This is a genomic window from Cellulomonas fengjieae, assembly GCF_018388465.1.
GTDB classification, from domain to species: domain Bacteria; phylum Actinomycetota; class Actinomycetes; order Actinomycetales; family Cellulomonadaceae; genus Cellulomonas; species Cellulomonas fengjieae.
On record NZ_CP074404.1, the window covers coordinates 3,779,562 to 3,795,372 of the forward strand.

The following is a 15,811-nucleotide window of genomic DNA, read 5'->3' on the forward strand; positions in this document are numbered from 1 at the left end:
GCAGACTACGCGCGCCGGGCACCGAGGTGCCCGGCGCGCGTAGTGGGACGGGTCAGACGGTGGCGTAGCCGACCGGCTCGCGGCCGGCGGCGCCCTGGTAGCGGTTCGAGTCGTAGCCGAGGATGAACAGGAAGACGACGCTGAGCAGCACGAGGCCCACGGTGAAGCCCGCCCCGTGACCGAACGAGGTCGACAGGCCGTGCATCACGAGGACCATGACGACGATCTGCACGATCGGGATCAGGAACAGGACGATCCACCACATGGGCTTGCCGGCGACCTTGATCAGGACGATCGAGCTCCAGATCGGGACGAAGGCCTGCCACACGGGCTCGCCGGCCTTGCGGAAGACTCCCATCAGCGCAAACGCGGTGATGAGGTAGCCGATGACTCCGGCGATGAACGGGCCGGGGCCGGGGTCGACTGCGGTCGTGTTCGCCACCGCGGTGGCCAGAGAAGTGATCATGCGCGGGACAGTAGTGGCAAACGCTCGCGGACCGCAGGAGGTTCGCCGACCGTCTCACGCCAGGCCTCCCGGATCGAGAAATTGCCTCCACAACGTCCTGCTCCTACCGTTGCTGGCGACACACAAGGGGACGGCCCGCCGCGGCGCGGCCCCTCGGAGAGGCCCCCATGACGACTCCGCAGACGTCCCTGTCGGCGCAGATCTGGCGCAAGAAGCCGATCACCCCCGCAACCGCGACGTCGAGCGAGGGCCTCCAGCGGTCCATCGGCACGTTCACGCTGATGATGTTCGGCGTCGGCGCGACCGTCGGCACGGGCGTGTTCTTCGTCATGCACGAGGCGGTCCCCGACGCCGGTCCGGCGGTCGTCATCTCGTTCCTGCTCGCCGGCCTGGCGGCGGGTCTGTCGGCGCTGTCCTACGCCGAGATGGCGTCGGCGGTCCCCGTGTCGGGATCGACGTACTCCTACGCCTACGCGACCCTCGGCGAGCTGATCGCGATGGGGGTGGCCGCCTGCCTGCTGCTCGAGTACGGCGTCTCGACCGCCGCCGTGGCGGTCGGCTGGAGCGACTACCTCAACCAGCTGCTGCACAACCTGATCGGCTGGCAGATCCCGACGGCCCTGTCTGCGGCCCCGTGGGACGCCGAGCCGGGCTTCGTCAACCTGCCGGCGCTGATCCTGGTCCTGATGTGCGCGATCCTGCTGATCAGGGGCGCAGCCGAGTCCGCGACCGCCAACGCCGTCATGGTCGTGATCAAGCTCGCCGTGCTGCTGATGTTCGTCGCGATCGCGTTCACGGGCTTCCACGCCGACAACTTCGCCGACTTCGCGCCGAACGGCATCACCGGGATCACGGCGGCCGCGGGAACCATCTTCTTCACGTTCATCGGCCTGGATGCGATCTCCACCGCCGGCAACGAGGTCCGGGACCCGCAGCGGACCATGCCGCGCGCCATCCTCGGCGCCCTGGCGATCGTCACCACGATCTACGTCCTCGTCGCGGTCTCGGCGCTCGGGACGCAGCCGTGGCAGGCGTTCGGCGACGCGGCCCAGAGCGAGGCCGGGCTGGCGAAGATCCTGGAGGACGTCGTCGGCTCGACCTGGCCGGGCACGGTCCTGTCCGCGGGTGCCGTCGTGTCGATCTTCTCGGTGACGCTGGTGACCATGTACGGGCAGACGCGCATCCTGTTCGCGATCGGTCGTGACGGGCTGCTGCCGCAGACGTTCGCGCGGGTCAACGCCCGCACCCACACGCCCGTGAACAACACCGTCGTCGTCGCGGTCGTGGTCGGCCTGCTCGCCGCGTTCGTCCCGCTCGACTACCTGTGGGACCTGGTCTCCATCGGCACCCTGATCGCGTTCATGGTGGTGTCGATCGGGGTCATCATCCTGCGCCGCACCCGGCCGGACCTGCCCCGCGCCTTCAAGGTGCCCGGCTACCCGGTCACCCCGGTGCTCGCCGTCGCGGCCTGCCTCTACATCCTGTCCGGCCTGCCCTGGTACACCTACGCCTGGTTCCTGCTCTGGCTCGGCGTGGTCCTCACGTTCTACTTCCTGTGGGGCCGCAAGCACTCGCGCCTGCAGCGCGCCGTCGAGGCGGGCACGCTCGACCGGGAGGAGATGCGATGACCATCGTCGTCGGCGCCAACCCCTTCGGGGACATCCGCGGAGCGATCGACCTGGGCGTCACGCTCGCGCACACGCTGCCCGCCACCTCCGGCACCACCGTCCTGGTGGTGGCGACCGTGATCCCGCCCGGCTGGACCGTGCGGTCCGCGCCTCGCTTGACCGAGGTCGAGGCGGCCGCCCGCGGCGTCCTCGAGGGCCGGGCGGACGAGCTCACCGTGGAGTTCGTCCGGCTGTCGGACCGGTCCACCCCCCGCGCGCTGGCGGTCCTGGCGGAGGAGCGCAGGGCGACGGCGCTGGTTCTGGGGTCGTCGCCCGACGGCCCTGACGGCCGCGTCGTGGTCGGCTCCACCGCCGACTACCTCCTGCACTCCTCGCCCGTCCCGCTCGCGATCGCCCCCCGGTCGTACCAGTGCGCGCCGAGCACGGACGACGTCACCGCGCACCGCCTCACGTGCTCGTTCAGCGGCTCGAACCTGGCCGCGTCCGCGGTCCGCTGGGCCGCGCGCCTCACCCGGGAGATCGACGTGCGGCTGCGCGTCGCGTCGTTCGGGGTCCGCTCCGCGACGATGTACCCGCCGGAGATCGGCACGGACATCGAGTCCGAGGTCACCGAGCAGTGGCGCGCGCAGATGGTGGAGACCCAGGGGGCGCTCCGCGCGTCGATGGGGGATCTCCTCGACGACGACGTGGAGTTCGTCGTCGCGTCGGGGGCGAGCTGGTCGGAGGTGCTGACCTCGGTCGACTGGCTGCCCAACGAGCTCCTCGTGCTGAGCTCGTCGAGCGGGGGGATGCTGCGGCGGGTTTTCCTCGGCACCGGGGCGACGAAGATCATCCGGCACTCGCCGGTGCCGGTGCTCGTGGTGCCGCGCGACGACCTGACCTAGGAGCCCTCGGTCAGGTCCTCCGAGGAGTCCGGCTGGTACACGCACACCCAGAGGCTGTCCGGGCGGACCGTCACCGCGAGGGTCTTCGAGGGCTCGATGACGTCACCGTCGAGCTGGCGGGGCTGCGGCCGGTCGCTGGTCACCGTGATCCGGGAGCCCCGCAGCACCTCCATGTTGGGCACCCTGTTCTTGCCGGGCCGCAGGACCGCGAACGCCGTCTGGATCCAGTGGCCGAGGTTGCGGGGAGCCAGGACTGCGATGTCCATCTCGCCGTTGTCGGGCTCGGCGTCCGGCAGGAGGTTGACCCCGCCCTGCAGGCGACCGACGTTGCCGACGAGCACCGTGCGGGCGCGGCGGCGCAGGACCGGGTGGTCGTCGATCTGCACCTCGACCTTCATCTGGGGGTCGCGGAGGTGCTTCAGCGCGGAGAAGACGTACGCGACCGAGCCGAGCTTGGCCTTGAGCTTGGTGGGGGCGTCGTCGACCATCGCGGCGTCCAGGCCCATGCCGGCCATGACCGCGAAGGTCTTGCCCTCGACCTCGCCCAGGTCCATCACGCGGCGGCCGCGGTCCAGCGCGAGCTGCACACCGTCGATCGTGTTCGTCGGCACGCCGAGGTTCGTCGCCAGCAGGTTCCCCGTGCCACCCGGCAGGATCGCGAGCGCCGTCTGGGTGCCCGCCAGGCCGTCGATGCACGCGCGGACCGTGCCGTCACCGCCGGCGACGAACACCACCTCGGCGCCGTCCTCGACGGCCTTCCGCGCCTGCCCGGTGCCGGGGTCCTCGGCGGTCGTCTCGAGCCAGGCCGGCTCGGGCCAGCCGGCGTCGGTGAGCTGCTCTGTGATGCTCGCGCGCAGCTCGTCGAGCCCATCGACGCGATTCGGGTTGACGATCACCGCCGTGCGCAGCGGACCGCGGTCCTCCCTCTGCTCGGCAGCGGGCTCGGCGGTCGCGTCATGGGGGGTCGTCACGCTCGCGAGTATGTCCCTCGGCTCGCGCACCGGCCACTCAGGGCGCCGTACGCTGTCGCGGTGATCACCGACGTGCTCGACGCCTGGACCCCGCGCGACCCGGCCCAGGCGTCGCTGTTGGCCGAATACCGTGCGTTCGTCGTCGCATCGGGACCCGCGGCCACCGATCGGTCCCTGGCACCCGCACACCTGACCGCGAGCTGCTTCGTGCTGACGCCGGACCGCTCCCGCGTCCTGCTCTGCTTCCACCGCAAGGGGCAGTTCTGGGTGCAGCTGGGCGGGCACCTGGAGCCCGGCGACGCGTCCCTGTCCGCGGCCGCGTACCGCGAAGCGCGCGAGGAGGGCGGCATCCTCGACCTGACTCCGGGCGGGATACAGCCGGCCGATCTCAACCGGCACGACCTGTCCGCGGCGTTCGGCCGGTGCCGGACGCACTGGGACGTCGGGTTCGTCGCGTACGCCCCCGCATCCTCGGTGCCCGTGGTCAGCGTCGAGAGCGAGCAGGTGGCGTGGTTCGACGTCGACGCGCTGCCCGAGCGCACGCCCGAGGACTTCGCGCTGCGGCTGCGGACCGTGCTGGCGGAGCTCGAGGGCTAGGCGCCGGCCGGGGCGACCGTACCCACCTGGATCGACCCGCCGGTCATGACGTCGGCGAGGCAGTCGGTCACCCGGTCGACGTCGGCCTCGGTGGCCTCGGCCACGAACACGGCGGTCACGGTGGAGCCCGAGGTGGTGGGCGGTGTCACCAGCGGGTCGTCGAAGCACGACGCCCAGTCACCCGCGGGGTCGGTGAGCTGGATCGCCCACGGTCCGTCCTGCGGCTCCTGCTGCGGCTGCCCACCGAGCCCCACCAGCGCGGTCAGGGCCAGCGCCAGCGCCAGCACGAGTGCCGCGACGACAGCGATCTTTCCCCTGATTGCTCGCACACCCCCAGTCTACGGGCCGTCATTGCACCAAGCGGTTCAGTGTCCTATGGTGAACCACATGGTTCAGCATGAAGTTCTCGACCGGGTCTACTCGGCGCTCGCCGACTCGACCCGGCGCGACATCCTCACCCGGCTCGGAGAGGAACCCGCCACCATCGGGCAGCTCGCCGAGCCGCACGGCATGACCCTCACCGGCATGACGAAGCACGTGCGGATCCTCGAGGACGTCGGCCTGGTCCGCACCGAGAAGGTCGGCCGGTCCCGGCAGTGCCGGCTCGGCGAGGAGCGACTGGAGGACGCGATGGCGTGGATCTCCTTCTACCAGCGGCTCTGGGAGCGTCGGCTCGACGGTCTCGAGGCCTACTTCACCCTGCAGAAAGGCGCGGACCGATGACCACCGACACCTCGCTCGACCTGCGCATGACGCGCATCCTGCCCGCCAGCCCGGAGGAGGTCTTCGACGCCTATACCGACGCGGAGAAGCAGAAGATCTGGTTCTCGATCCTCGACGAGGAGCCCGGCATCGTGGAGATCGAGGTCGACCTGCGCGTCGGCGGCCAGCAGACCGCCGTGTGGGGGCCGGACCGCGACACGCTGTTCCGCGAGGTCCAGACGTTCCAGGTCATCGACCGGCCGCACCGGCTGGTGACCGAGTCCACGGGCAGCACCCCCGACGGCATGACCATGACGACGCACATCGAGGTCACGTTCGACGCCGTCGACGGCGGCACTCTGGTGACCGTCGTGCAGAGCGGCTTCCCGGCCGTCGAGGTGCGCGACTTCTTCAGCCAGGAGGTCTGGGTGGGTGCGCTCAACCGCATCGAGGCGTACCTGAAGTCGGTCGCGACCGGCGATTGACGTTGCCGGTCCGCGGGGGCGGGCACGAGGCTGTGCGACATGCCGGAGCTCGTGCACGTCCCCGCGCAGCGGCAGCGGCGCCTGTGACGGACGTGGCCGGCTGGCAACCCGGGTCCGTGCGCGACGCCGCCGGCGGTCTGGCCGCCCTCACGCTGGCGACCTTCGTCGCGCTCACCACCGAGCTGGTGCCCGTCGGGCTGCTGCCGCAGATCAGTGCCGACCTGGACGTCACCGAGTCGGTCACCGGACTGCTGGTCACCGTCTACGCGTTCATGGTGGCGGCCCTCGCGATCCCGCTGACGGTCGGCACCCGTCGGCTCCCGCGCAAGGGCCTGCTCCTGGTGACGCTGTCCGCCTACACGCTCAGCAACGCCCTCGTCGCGATCGCGCCCTCGTTCACGCTCGTCGCCGCCGGGCGCGCCCTCGGCGGCATCGCGCACGCCCTGTTCTTCTCGCTCAGCATCGGCTACGGCGCACGCCTGGTGCTGCCGCAGGTCACCGGCCGGGCGCTCGCCCTGGTCACCGGCGGGGCGACCGCGGGAATGGTGCTCGGCGTACCGCTGTCCACCACGCTGGGCGCCGCCGTCGGCTGGCGCAACGCGTTCCTGGTGCTGGCGGCCGTCTGCGCGGTGTCCACCGTCCTGGTCGCCGTCCTGCTCCCCGCGGTGTCCTCCGACGACGCCCCGCCCGCCGACCAGACGAGGACCGTGCGCCGACAGCGGCTCGGTGCGGTGACGGCGACCAACGCGCTCACCTACCTGGCGCACTACACCGTCTACACGTACGTGTCGGTGATGCTGCTGGCCACCGGGCTGCGTGAGTCCGCCGTCGGCCCCGTCCTGCTGAGCCTGGGCGTCCTCGGGCTGGTGGGGACCGCGTTCGCCGCGGCCTCGCTCGACCGGCAGCCCCGGCGCGGCACGCTCGGCGTGCACGCGGTGATGCTGCTGGGGATGCTCGCGCTCGGAGCCGCATTCCCGTCGCGCCTGGGCGTCCTGGTCGCAGCGGCCGCCTGGTGCGGGGCGTTCGGCGCGATGGCCTCCATCTTCCAGACCGCCGCCCTCCGCACCCGCGGCGCCTCCCCCGACATCATCGGCGCCCTGGTGAACACGACCGCGAACATCGGGATCGGGGGCGGGGCCGCCGTCGGTGCCGTCGTCCTCGTCGGACCCGGCCTGGGTGCGCTGCCCTACGTCGGCGCGGCGCTCGCCGCCGGGAGCCTGGCGACGGTGCTCGTCGCGCGGCGGTCGTTCCCGGCGCTCACGCGGTAGTCGTCCCGTCCGCCTCCGGCGCCGCCTCGTCGGCGACGACCGGCGGTTCGGGCGGTGGCACCCGCAGCGGCGGGTCCTCCCCCGACAGCCACAGGTACCAGGCCGAGTCGGGGCCCCCGGGCAGGAGCACGGCCCGCGCCAGCAGGGTCAGCGGCACGGCGAGGATCGCCCCGAGCGGGCCGATGACGAACGTCCAGAAGATCACGGACACGAAGCTGAGCGTGAGCGTGATGTTCACGGCGTCGGCGACGAACTTCGGCTGCACCAGCACCTGCAGCACCACGTTCACCGCGCTGTAGACGGCGATCACGGCGAGCGCCAGGGGCCAGCCGCCCACGACGAGCGCGAGCAGCGCCGGTGGGACGACACCGATCACGAACCCGATGTTCGGGATGAAGTTGGTGACGAACGCGAGGATCGCCCAGACCGCGGGCGCGGGGACGCCGAGCGCCCACAGGGCGAGCCCGTCGATGACCGCCACCACCGCACCGAACGACGCGCTGACCACGAAGTACCGCCGCACCCCGATGTTGACGGCGGTGGCCCGGGCGAGCACGTCGCCGTGCGTGGAGCTGAACCGGTCGTCGGCCTCGTCGTAGCGGGCGGCGTCCACCGACACGAAGATGACGTACGCGACGACGACGAACAGGGTGCTCGCGACGCCCACGACCGTCCCGCTGACACTGGTCGCGACCCCGAGCAGCTGTGACGGCTGGAGCGCATCGGTCGCCGTCCGGACGGCCGACCGGTCGAGGCCGAGCGAGGCGAGCCACCGGCTGAGACCGCCGATGGCGTCCTGCAGCTCCGAGACGTACGTCTGGACGAGCCCCGCGAACTGCATGCCCGCGAACACGAGCATGGCGACGAGGACGAGCAGGATCAGGTAGACCACCGCGATGACGACCGTGGTGGCGGCCGGACGCGGCCACCCGCGACGCTCCAGCGGGTGCCGGAGCGGGTGCACGATGATGACCAGGACGGTGGCCAGGAACAGCGGCGCGAGCACCTCGCGCGCGGCGTGCAGGCCTGCGACGACGATGACCGCGGACGCGAGGAACAACAGCGTCCGGGTCGGGGGCGCGAGCCCCTGCGGCGATGCCATGGGCGCAGGGGCTCCCTTCGACGACGGCCGGGCGGGTCTTGGCAACATAGCGCGGCGGCTCAGCCCGCAACGCGCCACTCGCGGGGCGTCATGCCGTAGGTCTCCCGGAAGGCCCGACCGAAGTGCGAGGCGTCCGCGAAGCCCCAGCGGGCGCCGACGACCCCCACCGTCAGGTGTGCCGACGCGGGGTCGCGCAGCTCTCGGCGGCACTCCTGGAGGCGCTGCTCCCGGATGGTCGCCCCGAGCACGACGCCCGCCCGTGCGAGCTCGGCGTACAGGTGCCGGACCGACACGTGGTGCGCCGCCGCGATGGTCGCCGCCGACAGGTCGCGGTCGGCCAGGTGCGCGCGCACGTACGCCTCGACGCGGACGACGAGCGACCCGCTCCGCGGTGCGGCGACGTGCGTGGCGACCAGGGCGCGCACCAGGTCGACGCTCGGCCGGGTGAGCGCCACGGCCGTGGGGTGCTCGAGAGCGGCTGTCGTCGCGAGCGTGCCGAAGTAGGCGGCGACGACGGCAGCGAGCGGGTTGTTGTCCGGGCCGATGCGCCGCCCGGCGACGGCCTCGATCGTCGGAGCCGGCAGGGCGAGCTCGTCGCGGGCGACCCCGAAGCAGTAGAGCTCGCTGGGGTGGGTGTTCAGCACGGTGTACGGCCGGGTGCTCTCGTAGACCGTCATGTCGCCCGGGCGCAGGACCGCCTGGCTGCCCCCCTGCGCGACCATCGTGGAGCCCGAGACCTGCACCGCGAGGAAGACCGCCGGGTCCTCGTCGTGGCGCAGGACAAGGCTCATGAGAGACCTCGCAGGTCGGGCTGCACGGACCAGCCCACCGTAGGGCGCGGGGCCTGCGCGCCGACAGGGGTCCAGGACTGCGCGCATCGTGCAGCGACCGGCCAGAACCGTGCACGCGACGGCCATCCGCCCTCGGCAGCCGCTTCGAGACTGGCGTGACCCGCCGCCTGCTCCGAAGGAGAACCGACCATGAGCCCCACCGTCGTCCTCGTCCACGGTGCCTTTGCCGACGCCTCGGGCTGGTCCGGCGTGATCAGCCGCCTGACCGCCGCCGGGTACCAGACGTACGCCCCCGCCAACCCGCTGCGCTCGCTGTCCGGTGATGCGGCGTACATCCGCGCGTTCCTCGCGACGATCGAGGGCCCGGTCGTCCTGGTCGGGCACTCCTACGGCGGCGCGGTCATCACGAACGCGGCCGTCGGCGCCGACAACGTCACGGCCCTCGTCTACATCGCCGGTTTCGCGCTCGAGGAGGGTGAGGCGGCCGGGGCGGCCACCGCGCTCGGCAGCGACGGACCGCCGCCGGACCTCACGCAGGTCATCCTGCTGCGGCCGTTCCCCGACGCGGGCGACGGCAACGCCGACGGCTACCTGAAGCCGGAGATCTTCCCGCAGGTGTTCTGCCAGGACCTGCCGCCGGAGGAGGGCGCGATCATGGCCCTCTCGCAGCGGCCGGCCGCGCTGGCCACCCTCGGGGAGCCGTCGGGGCCGCCCGCCTGGAAGTCGCTCCCGGCCTGGTACCTGGTCGCGTCGTCGGACCGCGTGATCCCGCCCGCGGCGGAGCGTGCGATGGCGCTGCGGGCAGGCGCGACCACGGTCGAGATCGAGAGCTCGCACGTCGCGATGATCAGCCACCCCGACGAGGTCACCGCCCTCATCCAGCAGGCGATCGACGCGGCGGGGTGACGGACGGGGGTGCGCCCTACGCTCGACCGGTGATCACCCCCGCGCTCGTCGAGCGGCCCGACGGCCGCACGCTTCGCGCGTACGACGTCCCGGTCGACGACGAACGCCTCACCGTGTTCTGGCACCACGGCACCCCGAACGTCGGCACCCCGCCGGAGCCCCTGCTGCCCGCGAGCGCCGAGCGAGGGATCCGCTGGGTGTCCTACGACCGCCCCGGGTACGGCGGGTCGACGCCGCACCCCGGCCGGGACGTCGCCTCGGCGGCCGGCGACGTCGCCGCGATCGCCGACGCCCTGCGCATCGAGCGTTTCGCGGTGCTGGGCCACTCCGGCGGCGGGCCGCACGCGCTGGCCTGCGCGGCGCTGCTCCCCGACCGGGTCGTCGCCGCCGTCAGCGGGTCGGCCCAGGCGCCGTTCGGTGCGGACGGGCTCGACTGGTTCGCGGGCATCAACCGGTCCGGCACGGCCGAGCTCCGGGCCGCGGTGGCCGGCAGGGCCGCCCTCGAACGTGTGCTGGCCGCGAGCGAGTTCGACCCCGAGATGTTCACGCCGGCCGACCACGCGGCGCTCGCCGGCGCATGGGGCTGGCTCGGCCGGATCGCCGGGGAGGCCGCGGCGGCCGGCATCGGCGGCATGGTCGACGACGACCTCGCGTACGTGGCGCCGTGGGGCTTCGACCCGGCGGACGTGGTCGCGCCCGTGCTGCTGGTGCACGGCGACGCCGACCGCGTGGTGCCGCCCGCCCACGGCCGCTGGTTGGCGGACCGGATCGGGTCCGCCGAGCTGTGGCTGCGCCCCGGCGAGGGGCACGTGTCGGTGCTGGGTGCCGCGACCGACGCACTCGACTGGCTGCTGCGCACGTAGGACGTCTCGAAAGTCGTCGTGGCGCGGGGGTGAATCGCTTCGGTGCCTGGTCAGCCCGCGGTCGCGTGGTGAGGGTGGACGGACGCCCCCGCCACCCCGTCAGCGACACGGTCGCCCGGCGAGGGGGTGCTCCCGGGGGGTCAACGTCGACGTCTTCGAGAAGGGGACCCTATGTCTGTCCGAGCACGACCTCGCACTCTGATCACCGCGCTCCTCGTGGTGCTCATGGCGATGGCGGCCGCGATCGTCGCCTCCCAGCCCGCTTCCGCGCACGGGTCGGTCACCGACCCGCCCACCCGCAACTACGGCTGTTGGGAGCGCTGGGGCAGCAACCACCTCGACCCGACCATGGCGCAGAAGGACCCCATGTGCTGGCAGGCCTGGCAGGCCGACCCCAACGCCATGTGGAACTGGAACGGGCTGTACCGGGAGAACGTCGGCGGCCGGCACGAGGCCGTCATCCCGAACGGCCAGCTCTGCTCCGGCGGGCGGACGTTCTCGCCGCGCTACGACGCGCTCGACAAGCCCGGACCCTGGGTGGCCAAGACCGTCCCGACGTCCTTCACCCTCACGCTGACCGACAGCGCCAAGCACGGTGCCGACTACCTGCGCATCTACGTCTCGAAGCCGGGCTTCGACCCGACCACCGAGGCGCTCGGCTGGGACGACCTGAACCTGGTCAAGGAGACGGGTCGCTACGGCACCACGGGTCTGTACCAGACGGACGTGAACCTCTCGGGCCGCAGCGGCCGAGCCGTCCTGTTCACCATCTGGCAGGCGAGCCACCTGGACCAGCCGTACTACCTGTGCAGCGACATCAACATCGGCGGCGTCCCGGACCCCGACCCGACCACTCCCGACCCGGAGCCGACCACCCCCGACCCCGAGCCGACCACCCCCGACCCGGAGCCGACCACGCCCGGGCCGACCACCCCTGCCGGCTCCTGCACGGCGACCGTGAAGGTGGTCAACAGCTGGAACGGCTCCTTCGTCGGTGAGGTCACCGTCAAGGCCGGCTCTGCCCCGCTGACCGGCTGGCACACCGCCATCGCCGGGGCGACCATCACCCAGGCGTGGAACGGCTCCCTGTCGGGTGCCAACACCATCACCAGCGCTGCGTGGAACAGCGCCGTACCTGCGGGCGGGACCGCGACCGCCGGCTTCATCGCCAACGGCAGCGGGACCAACCTGACCGCGACCTGCGGCACGCACTGACCCATCACCACAGGCGCCCGCCGTCCCGGTCCGGGGCGGCGGGCGTCGTGGTCAGGGCAGCGTGTCCGGCAGGCCGAACGCCTCGAAGTGCTCCACGCCGATGAAGGCGGTGAGCTCCGCGACCAGGTCCCCGCGCAGCGTGAGCACGTCGAGCGACCAGGCCCGGTGCACGTCGTCGTCGGGTCTGCGCAGGTACGACGCCACGGCCGGGTGCCCGTTGGCGCTCGTCGGCACGTGCCGCCAGGAGCCGCACGCGAACGCGATCGTCGTCGCGAACTCGGCCACCGCGGACCGCCCGCGGTACCAGTGCGGCAGCGGAGGCATCGACCAGGTGACGTCCTCGGTCAGCAGCGACAGCAGGAGCTCCACGTCGCCCTGCTCGAGCGCCGAGGCGTAGGCCGCCACGGCCTCCCGGGCCCGCGCGTCGGCGGCCGGGTGCTCGTCGCGCGGCGGCACCTTCTCAGCCACCGTCGCCCGCGCGCGCTGCAGGGCGCTGTTCACCGACGCCGTCGACGTGTCCATCCAGGTCGCGATCTCGGCGGCGCTGAAGCCGAGCACCTCGAACAGCAGGAGCGCCGCGCGCTGGTTGCCGGGCAGGTGCTGCAGCGCGGCGACGAACGCGAGCTCGACCGCCTCGCGCTGCTCGTACCGCGCGTCCGGGTAGGGGCTGAGCCAGGCGACGTCCGTCAGCGGGACGTCGCCGACGACCGCGTGGTCGCTCGACGGCCCGAGGTCCACCGGCATCGCGCGGCGACCGCGGCGGCCGATCTGGTCCAGGCACGAGTTGGTGGCGATGCGGTACAGCCACGACCGCAGCGTGCTGCGCCCCTCGAAGCCGTCGAGCGCACGCCAGGCACGCAGGAGCGCGTCCTGGAGGGCGTCGTCGGCGTCGTGCACCGAGCCGAGCATCCGGTAGCAGTGCGCGTGCAGCTCCCCGCGCAGCGGAGCGACGAGCTGGGAGAAGTCCTGAGCGCGGATCTCGTCGATCTCGGTCATGTCCGATGATTCTGCCCCGCGGCGCAAGTCCTACCCGCATGACCACACTCACCACCGCCACCACCCTCGACGTCCCCGGCGCACGGCTGCACTACGAGCTGCGCGGATCCGGCCCCCTGGTCGCCCTCGTCGGCGCCCCGATGGATGCCACCGCGTTCGCTCCCCTGGCCGACCTGCTGGCCTCCGACCACACCGTCCTGACCACCGACCCGCGCGGCATCAACCGGAGCACGGTCGACCACCCGGATCGCGACTCGACGCCCGTCGAGCGCGCGTCCGACCTGGCCGCGCTCCTGCGGCACGCGGACCGAGGCCCCGCCGCGGTGCTCGGCTCGAGCGGCGGCGCCGTCGCCGTGCTGGCCCTCGTCGAGGCGCACCCGGACCTCGTGCACACCGCGATCGCGCACGAGCCCCCGCTGGACGAGCTGGTGCCCGACCACGCCGACCTGTACGAGCGCACCGAGCGGATGATCGCGACCTACCTGTCCGGCGACACCCGCGCGGCGTGGCGGCAGTTCATGGAGATCGGGAACATCCACATGCCCGAGGAGGCGTTCGAGATGTTCTTCGGCACGCCGCGCGAGGGGCAGGACGGCGCCGACGAGCACTTCCAGTTCGTGCACATGATCCGGGACACCGTGCGGTTCCGGCCGGACGTCGCCGCGCTGACCGCTGCTCCCACGCGGATCGTCGTCGGCATCGGCGAGGAGTCCACGGGCCAGCTCTGCGACCGGACCTCGCGCGCGCTCGCGTCGCTGCTGGGGATCGAGCCGGTGTTGTTCCCCGGGGACCACATCGGGTTCGCCGAACAGCCCGAGGAGTTCGTTGTCCGGCTGCGCGAGGTGCTCTAGCGTCGGGCGGATGACACCCGTCGTCGGCCACCTCACGATCGACAGCGCCGACCCCGGCACCCTCGCCGCATGGTGGGGGCAGGCGCTCGGGTGGCAGGAGGTCTGGCGGTCGCCGGACGGTGCCGAGGTCGCGATCGGCTCGCCCACCGGCGGGTCGACCAACTGGCTGTTCAACCGGGTCGAGGACGCCAAGACCGTGAAGAACCGGCTGCACGCCGACCTGCGCCCGCCGGACGGGTCCGACTACGACACCGAGCTGGCGCGGCTGCTCGGGCTCGGGTCCGTCCGCGTCGACATCGGCCAGGGCGACGCGCCCTGGGCGGTGCTCGCCGACCCCGAGGGCAACGAGTTCTGCCTGCTGCGCCACACCCCGGCCGAGATCGCGGCCTACCTGACCACCACCGACTGAGGAGAACCATGACGTTCCAGGCGTACCTCGACACGATCGAGGACAAGACCGGCCTCACCCCGCGGCAGCTGGTGGAGATCGCGCACGAGAAGGGTCTCGACGCCCCCGGGGCCAAGGCGGCCGGCGTCGTGACGTGGCTGCAGGAGGACTACGGGGTCGGCCGCGGGCACGCCATGGCGCTGTGGCACGTCATCACGAAGGGACCGACGATCAGCACCAAGCACGTCGGCACCGACGGGGTGCACCGCGACGACAGTGACACGCTCTGGCTGGACGGCAAGGCGACGAAGCCCAGCTAGGACGTCAGTGCCGCGGCCAGCTTGTCCAGCGAGGACTCCAGCCCCGTCCGGGACAGCTGCGCGGTCTCGTCGTCGGCGTAGCCGCGCTCGATCACGGTCATGAGCCCGTCGCGCACGGTGACCACGTGGGGGACCTCGCGCGGGATGCCGGGTGGGAAGCCGGCGTCCTGCGGGTCGACCGAGCGACCGTCGGCGTCACTGAAGCCGAACCGGAACTCGAGCCGCTCACCGGGGTCGATCCGCGTGTAGGTCCAGGTGTTCCACAGGTCCACCCCGTCGGGGGTGCGCATGGCGACCAGCGACACCCCGCCCACGCGCACGTCCATCCGCGCGACCGGACAGGTGAAGCCCTGGGGCCCCCACCACGCGCGCACCGCGTCGGACTCGGTCCAGGCTGCCCAGAGCGCCGCTGCCGGGGCGTCGAACGCCCGCTGCACCTCGAGATCGGTCACGACGCCACCGCCCGGTCGAGTGCCTCCATCGACGCGCGGGTACCCGACTCCAGGCCACCGGAGGGGACCCATCTGTCCCGGTCCTCGACCGACGCGAACAGCGACACCGAGGTGAGGCGGCACCCGGTCGGCGCGGGCTCGAAGGTCTCGACGAGCAGCTGCAGCGCGCCCGGGCCGCCCGGCTCGAACTCGAACGTCGACACGAGCCGGTGTGGTGGGCTGACCTCGTGGAAGACCCCCCGCATCGGGTACTCGACCCCGTCACCGCGCGTCATGAGGAGCCGCCAGCGACCGCCGACGCGCAGGTCGTACTCCTCGACGACGACCGCGAAGCGCTCGGAGCCCTTCCATCGCGGCATGAGCTCCGGGTCGGTGTAGGCGCGGAACGCGACCTCGGGCGGCACCTCGAAATCGTGCACGACGACGACGTCCTGCCGGCCCGGCTCCACGATCAGCTCAGTGGTTCCCATCGCTGTTCCCTTCGTCCCGCCGCAGCGCGGCGATCTCGCGGTCCAGTGCGTCGAAGCGGTGCCGGAACGCCGCCCGGTGGTGCTCGAGCCAGTCCGTGGCGTCGTCCAGCGCGTCCTCGCGGAGCCGGCTGGGCCGCCACTGCGCCCGCCGCCCCCGCGTGATCAGGCCGGCCTCCTCCAGGACGCGCAGGTGCTTGGAGACCGCCTGGGTCGTGATGTCGAACGGCTCCGCCAGCTCGGCGACCGTCGCCTCGCCCTCCGTCAGCCGGGCCAGGATCGCGCGGCGGGTCGGATCCGCCAGGGCGGCGAACGTCGTGCTCAGCGGATCCATCAATGAAACCCCTCGGTTGTACAACCAACAGGTTTGATACTGGCCGCCTCAGCACCCCGCCGTCAAGCACATCCGCGACGCCGTGGATACGCTCGCCGGGGCGGCGACGCCGCTGCACGGCTGCG

General features: G+C 72.4%; 21 protein-coding genes. 12 read left to right on the forward strand and 9 right to left on the reverse strand.

Going from position 1 to position 15,811, the window contains the following annotated elements; all coding sequences use genetic code 11:
* Positions 1-52 precede the first annotated feature (52 nt).
* Positions 53-466 (reverse strand): DUF5684 domain-containing protein, encoded by a 414-nt coding sequence (locus KG102_RS17680; protein WP_208214832.1) that lies wholly within the window; start codon positions 464-466, stop codon positions 53-55.
* Between the two features lie 167 nt (positions 467-633).
* Here KG102_RS17680 and KG102_RS17685 point away from each other — a divergent pair, with 167 nt between their 5' ends.
* Together KG102_RS17685 and KG102_RS17690 are read left to right on the forward strand one after the other, a co-directional pair.
* Positions 634-2,094, forward strand: coding sequence for an APC family permease (locus tag KG102_RS17685; protein WP_208290207.1), 1,461 nt, complete (start codon positions 634-636; stop codon positions 2,092-2,094).
* Positions 2,091-2,978 (forward strand): universal stress protein, encoded by an 888-nt coding sequence (locus KG102_RS17690; RefSeq protein ID WP_208214830.1) that lies wholly within the window; start codon positions 2,091-2,093, stop codon positions 2,976-2,978. Before KG102_RS17685 ends, KG102_RS17690 begins: the two co-directional genes overlap by 4 nt.
* Here KG102_RS17690 and KG102_RS17695 read toward each other — a convergent pair.
* Positions 2,975-3,949, reverse strand: coding sequence for a diacylglycerol/lipid kinase family protein (locus KG102_RS17695; protein ID WP_208290206.1), 975 nt, complete (start codon positions 3,947-3,949; stop codon positions 2,975-2,977). The genes KG102_RS17690 and KG102_RS17695 overlap by 4 nt on opposite strands.
* A gap of 60 nt (positions 3,950-4,009) precedes the next feature.
* On the opposite strand from KG102_RS17695, the gene KG102_RS17700 reads away from it, so the two are divergent.
* Positions 4,010-4,546 (forward strand): NUDIX hydrolase, encoded by a 537-nt coding sequence (locus KG102_RS17700; protein WP_249667388.1) that lies wholly within the window; start codon positions 4,010-4,012, stop codon positions 4,544-4,546.
* Here KG102_RS17700 and KG102_RS17705 read toward each other — a convergent pair.
* On the reverse strand, positions 4,543-4,875 hold the full coding sequence (locus KG102_RS17705; protein WP_208290204.1) for a hypothetical protein: 333 nt from the start codon (positions 4,873-4,875) through the stop codon (positions 4,543-4,545). The genes KG102_RS17700 and KG102_RS17705 overlap by 4 nt on opposite strands.
* Positions 4,876-4,933: 58 nt before the next feature.
* Here KG102_RS17705 and KG102_RS17710 point away from each other — a divergent pair, with 58 nt between their 5' ends.
* From KG102_RS17710 to KG102_RS17720, 3 genes are all read left to right on the forward strand, one after another.
* Positions 4,934-5,269 (forward strand): ArsR/SmtB family transcription factor, encoded by a 336-nt coding sequence (locus tag KG102_RS17710; protein ID WP_243885003.1) that lies wholly within the window; start codon positions 4,934-4,936, stop codon positions 5,267-5,269.
* The gene (locus KG102_RS17715) at positions 5,266-5,733 is read left to right on the forward strand and encodes an SRPBCC family protein (protein ID WP_208290202.1); all 468 of its coding nucleotides are present in this window, start codon (positions 5,266-5,268) and stop codon (positions 5,731-5,733) included. The genes KG102_RS17710 and KG102_RS17715 overlap by 4 nt, the downstream gene beginning before the upstream one ends.
* 83 nt (positions 5,734-5,816) lie before the next feature.
* Positions 5,817-7,001 carry an MFS transporter gene (locus KG102_RS17720; RefSeq protein WP_208290201.1) on the forward strand — a complete coding sequence of 395 codons (1,185 nt, stop codon included), beginning with the start codon at positions 5,817-5,819 and terminating at the stop codon, positions 6,999-7,001.
* Here the strand turns inward: KG102_RS17720 and KG102_RS17725 are convergent.
* Positions 6,991-8,103, reverse strand: coding sequence for an AI-2E family transporter (locus KG102_RS17725; protein ID WP_208290200.1), 1,113 nt, complete (start codon positions 8,101-8,103; stop codon positions 6,991-6,993). The two genes, KG102_RS17720 and KG102_RS17725, sit on opposite strands and share 11 nt — an antisense overlap.
* A 59-nt stretch (positions 8,104-8,162) precedes the next feature.
* Positions 8,163-8,894: a helix-turn-helix domain-containing protein gene (locus KG102_RS17730; RefSeq protein WP_208214822.1), complete on the reverse strand. Its 732-nt coding sequence runs from the start codon at positions 8,892-8,894 to the stop codon at positions 8,163-8,165.
* 189 nt (positions 8,895-9,083) lie between these two features.
* On the opposite strand from KG102_RS17730, the gene KG102_RS17735 reads away from it, so the two are divergent.
* The 3 genes from KG102_RS17735 to KG102_RS17745 all read left to right on the forward strand — a co-directional run bounded on the left by KG102_RS17735 (position 9,084) and on the right by KG102_RS17745 (position 11,878).
* Positions 9,084-9,800, forward strand: a complete 717-nt coding sequence (locus KG102_RS17735; RefSeq protein WP_208290199.1) for an alpha/beta fold hydrolase — start codon at positions 9,084-9,086, stop codon at positions 9,798-9,800.
* A gap of 29 nt (positions 9,801-9,829) precedes the next feature.
* Positions 9,830-10,663, forward strand: coding sequence for an alpha/beta fold hydrolase (locus KG102_RS17740; RefSeq protein ID WP_208290198.1), 834 nt, complete (start codon positions 9,830-9,832; stop codon positions 10,661-10,663).
* Positions 10,664-10,834: 171 nt separating this feature from the next.
* Entirely contained in the window at positions 10,835-11,878 is a 1,044-nt protein-coding gene (locus KG102_RS17745; RefSeq protein ID WP_208214819.1) for a lytic polysaccharide monooxygenase, read from the forward strand.
* 51 nt (positions 11,879-11,929) lie between these two features.
* Here the strand turns inward: KG102_RS17745 and KG102_RS17750 are convergent, their stop codons facing one another.
* Positions 11,930-12,874 carry a sigma-70 family RNA polymerase sigma factor gene (locus KG102_RS17750; protein ID WP_208214818.1) on the reverse strand — a complete coding sequence of 315 codons (945 nt, stop codon included), beginning with the start codon at positions 12,872-12,874 and terminating at the stop codon, positions 11,930-11,932.
* A 38-nt stretch (positions 12,875-12,912) separates the two neighbouring features.
* Here KG102_RS17750 and KG102_RS17755 point away from each other — a divergent pair, with 38 nt between their 5' ends.
* From KG102_RS17755 to KG102_RS17765, 3 genes are read left to right on the forward strand one after another with little or no spacing between them, the layout of a single operon-like run.
* A complete protein-coding gene (locus tag KG102_RS17755) occupies positions 12,913-13,725 on the forward strand; it encodes an alpha/beta fold hydrolase (RefSeq protein WP_208214817.1) in 813 nt (270 codons plus the stop codon).
* Positions 13,726-13,735: 10 nt separating this feature from the next.
* Positions 13,736-14,134, forward strand: a complete 399-nt coding sequence (locus KG102_RS17760; protein ID WP_208214816.1) for a VOC family protein — start codon at positions 13,736-13,738, stop codon at positions 14,132-14,134.
* A gap of 8 nt (positions 14,135-14,142) precedes the next feature.
* Entirely contained in the window at positions 14,143-14,433 is a 291-nt protein-coding gene (locus KG102_RS17765) for a DUF4287 domain-containing protein (protein WP_208214815.1), read from the forward strand.
* Here the strand turns inward: KG102_RS17765 and KG102_RS17770 are convergent.
* Genes KG102_RS17770 through KG102_RS17780 form a run of 3 tightly spaced genes read right to left on the reverse strand, consistent with a single transcriptional unit; the run spans position 14,430 to position 15,686 of the window.
* Positions 14,430-14,885 (reverse strand): SRPBCC family protein, encoded by a 456-nt coding sequence (locus KG102_RS17770; protein WP_208214814.1) that lies wholly within the window; start codon positions 14,883-14,885, stop codon positions 14,430-14,432. The two genes, KG102_RS17765 and KG102_RS17770, sit on opposite strands and share 4 nt — an antisense overlap.
* A complete protein-coding gene (locus KG102_RS17775; RefSeq protein ID WP_208214813.1) occupies positions 14,882-15,355 on the reverse strand; it encodes an SRPBCC domain-containing protein in 474 nt (157 codons plus the stop codon). Before KG102_RS17775 ends, KG102_RS17770 begins: the two co-directional genes overlap by 4 nt.
* A complete protein-coding gene (locus tag KG102_RS17780) occupies positions 15,342-15,686 on the reverse strand; it encodes an ArsR/SmtB family transcription factor (protein WP_208214812.1) in 345 nt (114 codons plus the stop codon). The genes KG102_RS17775 and KG102_RS17780 overlap by 14 nt, the downstream gene beginning before the upstream one ends.
* Between the last annotated feature and the right edge of the window lie 125 nt (positions 15,687-15,811).

What these genes read in the sequence shown, in the direction of transcription:
- KG102_RS17750 (WP_208214818.1), bottom strand. Translation starts at nt 12,874, where the DNA reads ATGACCGAGATCGACGAGATCCGCGCTCAGGACTTCTCCCAGCTCGTC.
- KG102_RS17710 (WP_243885003.1), top strand. Translation starts at nt 4,934, where the DNA reads ATGGTTCAGCATGAAGTTCTCGACCGGGTCTACTCGGCGCTCGCCGAC.
- KG102_RS17685 (WP_208290207.1), top strand. Translation starts at nt 634, where the DNA reads ATGACGACTCCGCAGACGTCCCTGTCGGCGCAGATCTGGCGCAAGAAG.
- KG102_RS17735 (WP_208290199.1), top strand. Translation starts at nt 9,084, where the DNA reads ATGAGCCCCACCGTCGTCCTCGTCCACGGTGCCTTTGCCGACGCCTCG.
- KG102_RS17715 (WP_208290202.1), top strand. Translation starts at nt 5,266, where the DNA reads ATGACCACCGACACCTCGCTCGACCTGCGCATGACGCGCATCCTGCCC.
- KG102_RS17765 (WP_208214815.1), top strand. Translation starts at nt 14,143, where the DNA reads ATGACGTTCCAGGCGTACCTCGACACGATCGAGGACAAGACCGGCCTC.
- KG102_RS17780 (WP_208214812.1), bottom strand. Translation starts at nt 15,686, where the DNA reads ATGGATCCGCTGAGCACGACGTTCGCCGCCCTGGCGGATCCGACCCGC.
- KG102_RS17730 (WP_208214822.1), bottom strand. Translation starts at nt 8,894, where the DNA reads ATGAGCCTTGTCCTGCGCCACGACGAGGACCCGGCGGTCTTCCTCGCG.
- KG102_RS17745 (WP_208214819.1), top strand. Translation starts at nt 10,835, where the DNA reads ATGTCTGTCCGAGCACGACCTCGCACTCTGATCACCGCGCTCCTCGTG.
- KG102_RS17760 (WP_208214816.1), top strand. Translation starts at nt 13,736, where the DNA reads ATGACACCCGTCGTCGGCCACCTCACGATCGACAGCGCCGACCCCGGC.
- KG102_RS17725 (WP_208290200.1), bottom strand. Translation starts at nt 8,103, where the DNA reads ATGGCATCGCCGCAGGGGCTCGCGCCCCCGACCCGGACGCTGTTGTTC.
- KG102_RS17680 (WP_208214832.1), bottom strand. Translation starts at nt 466, where the DNA reads ATGATCACTTCTCTGGCCACCGCGGTGGCGAACACGACCGCAGTCGAC.
- KG102_RS17755 (WP_208214817.1), top strand. Translation starts at nt 12,913, where the DNA reads ATGACCACACTCACCACCGCCACCACCCTCGACGTCCCCGGCGCACGG.
- KG102_RS17690 (WP_208214830.1), top strand. Translation starts at nt 2,091, where the DNA reads ATGACCATCGTCGTCGGCGCCAACCCCTTCGGGGACATCCGCGGAGCG.
- KG102_RS17775 (WP_208214813.1), bottom strand. Translation starts at nt 15,355, where the DNA reads ATGGGAACCACTGAGCTGATCGTGGAGCCGGGCCGGCAGGACGTCGTC.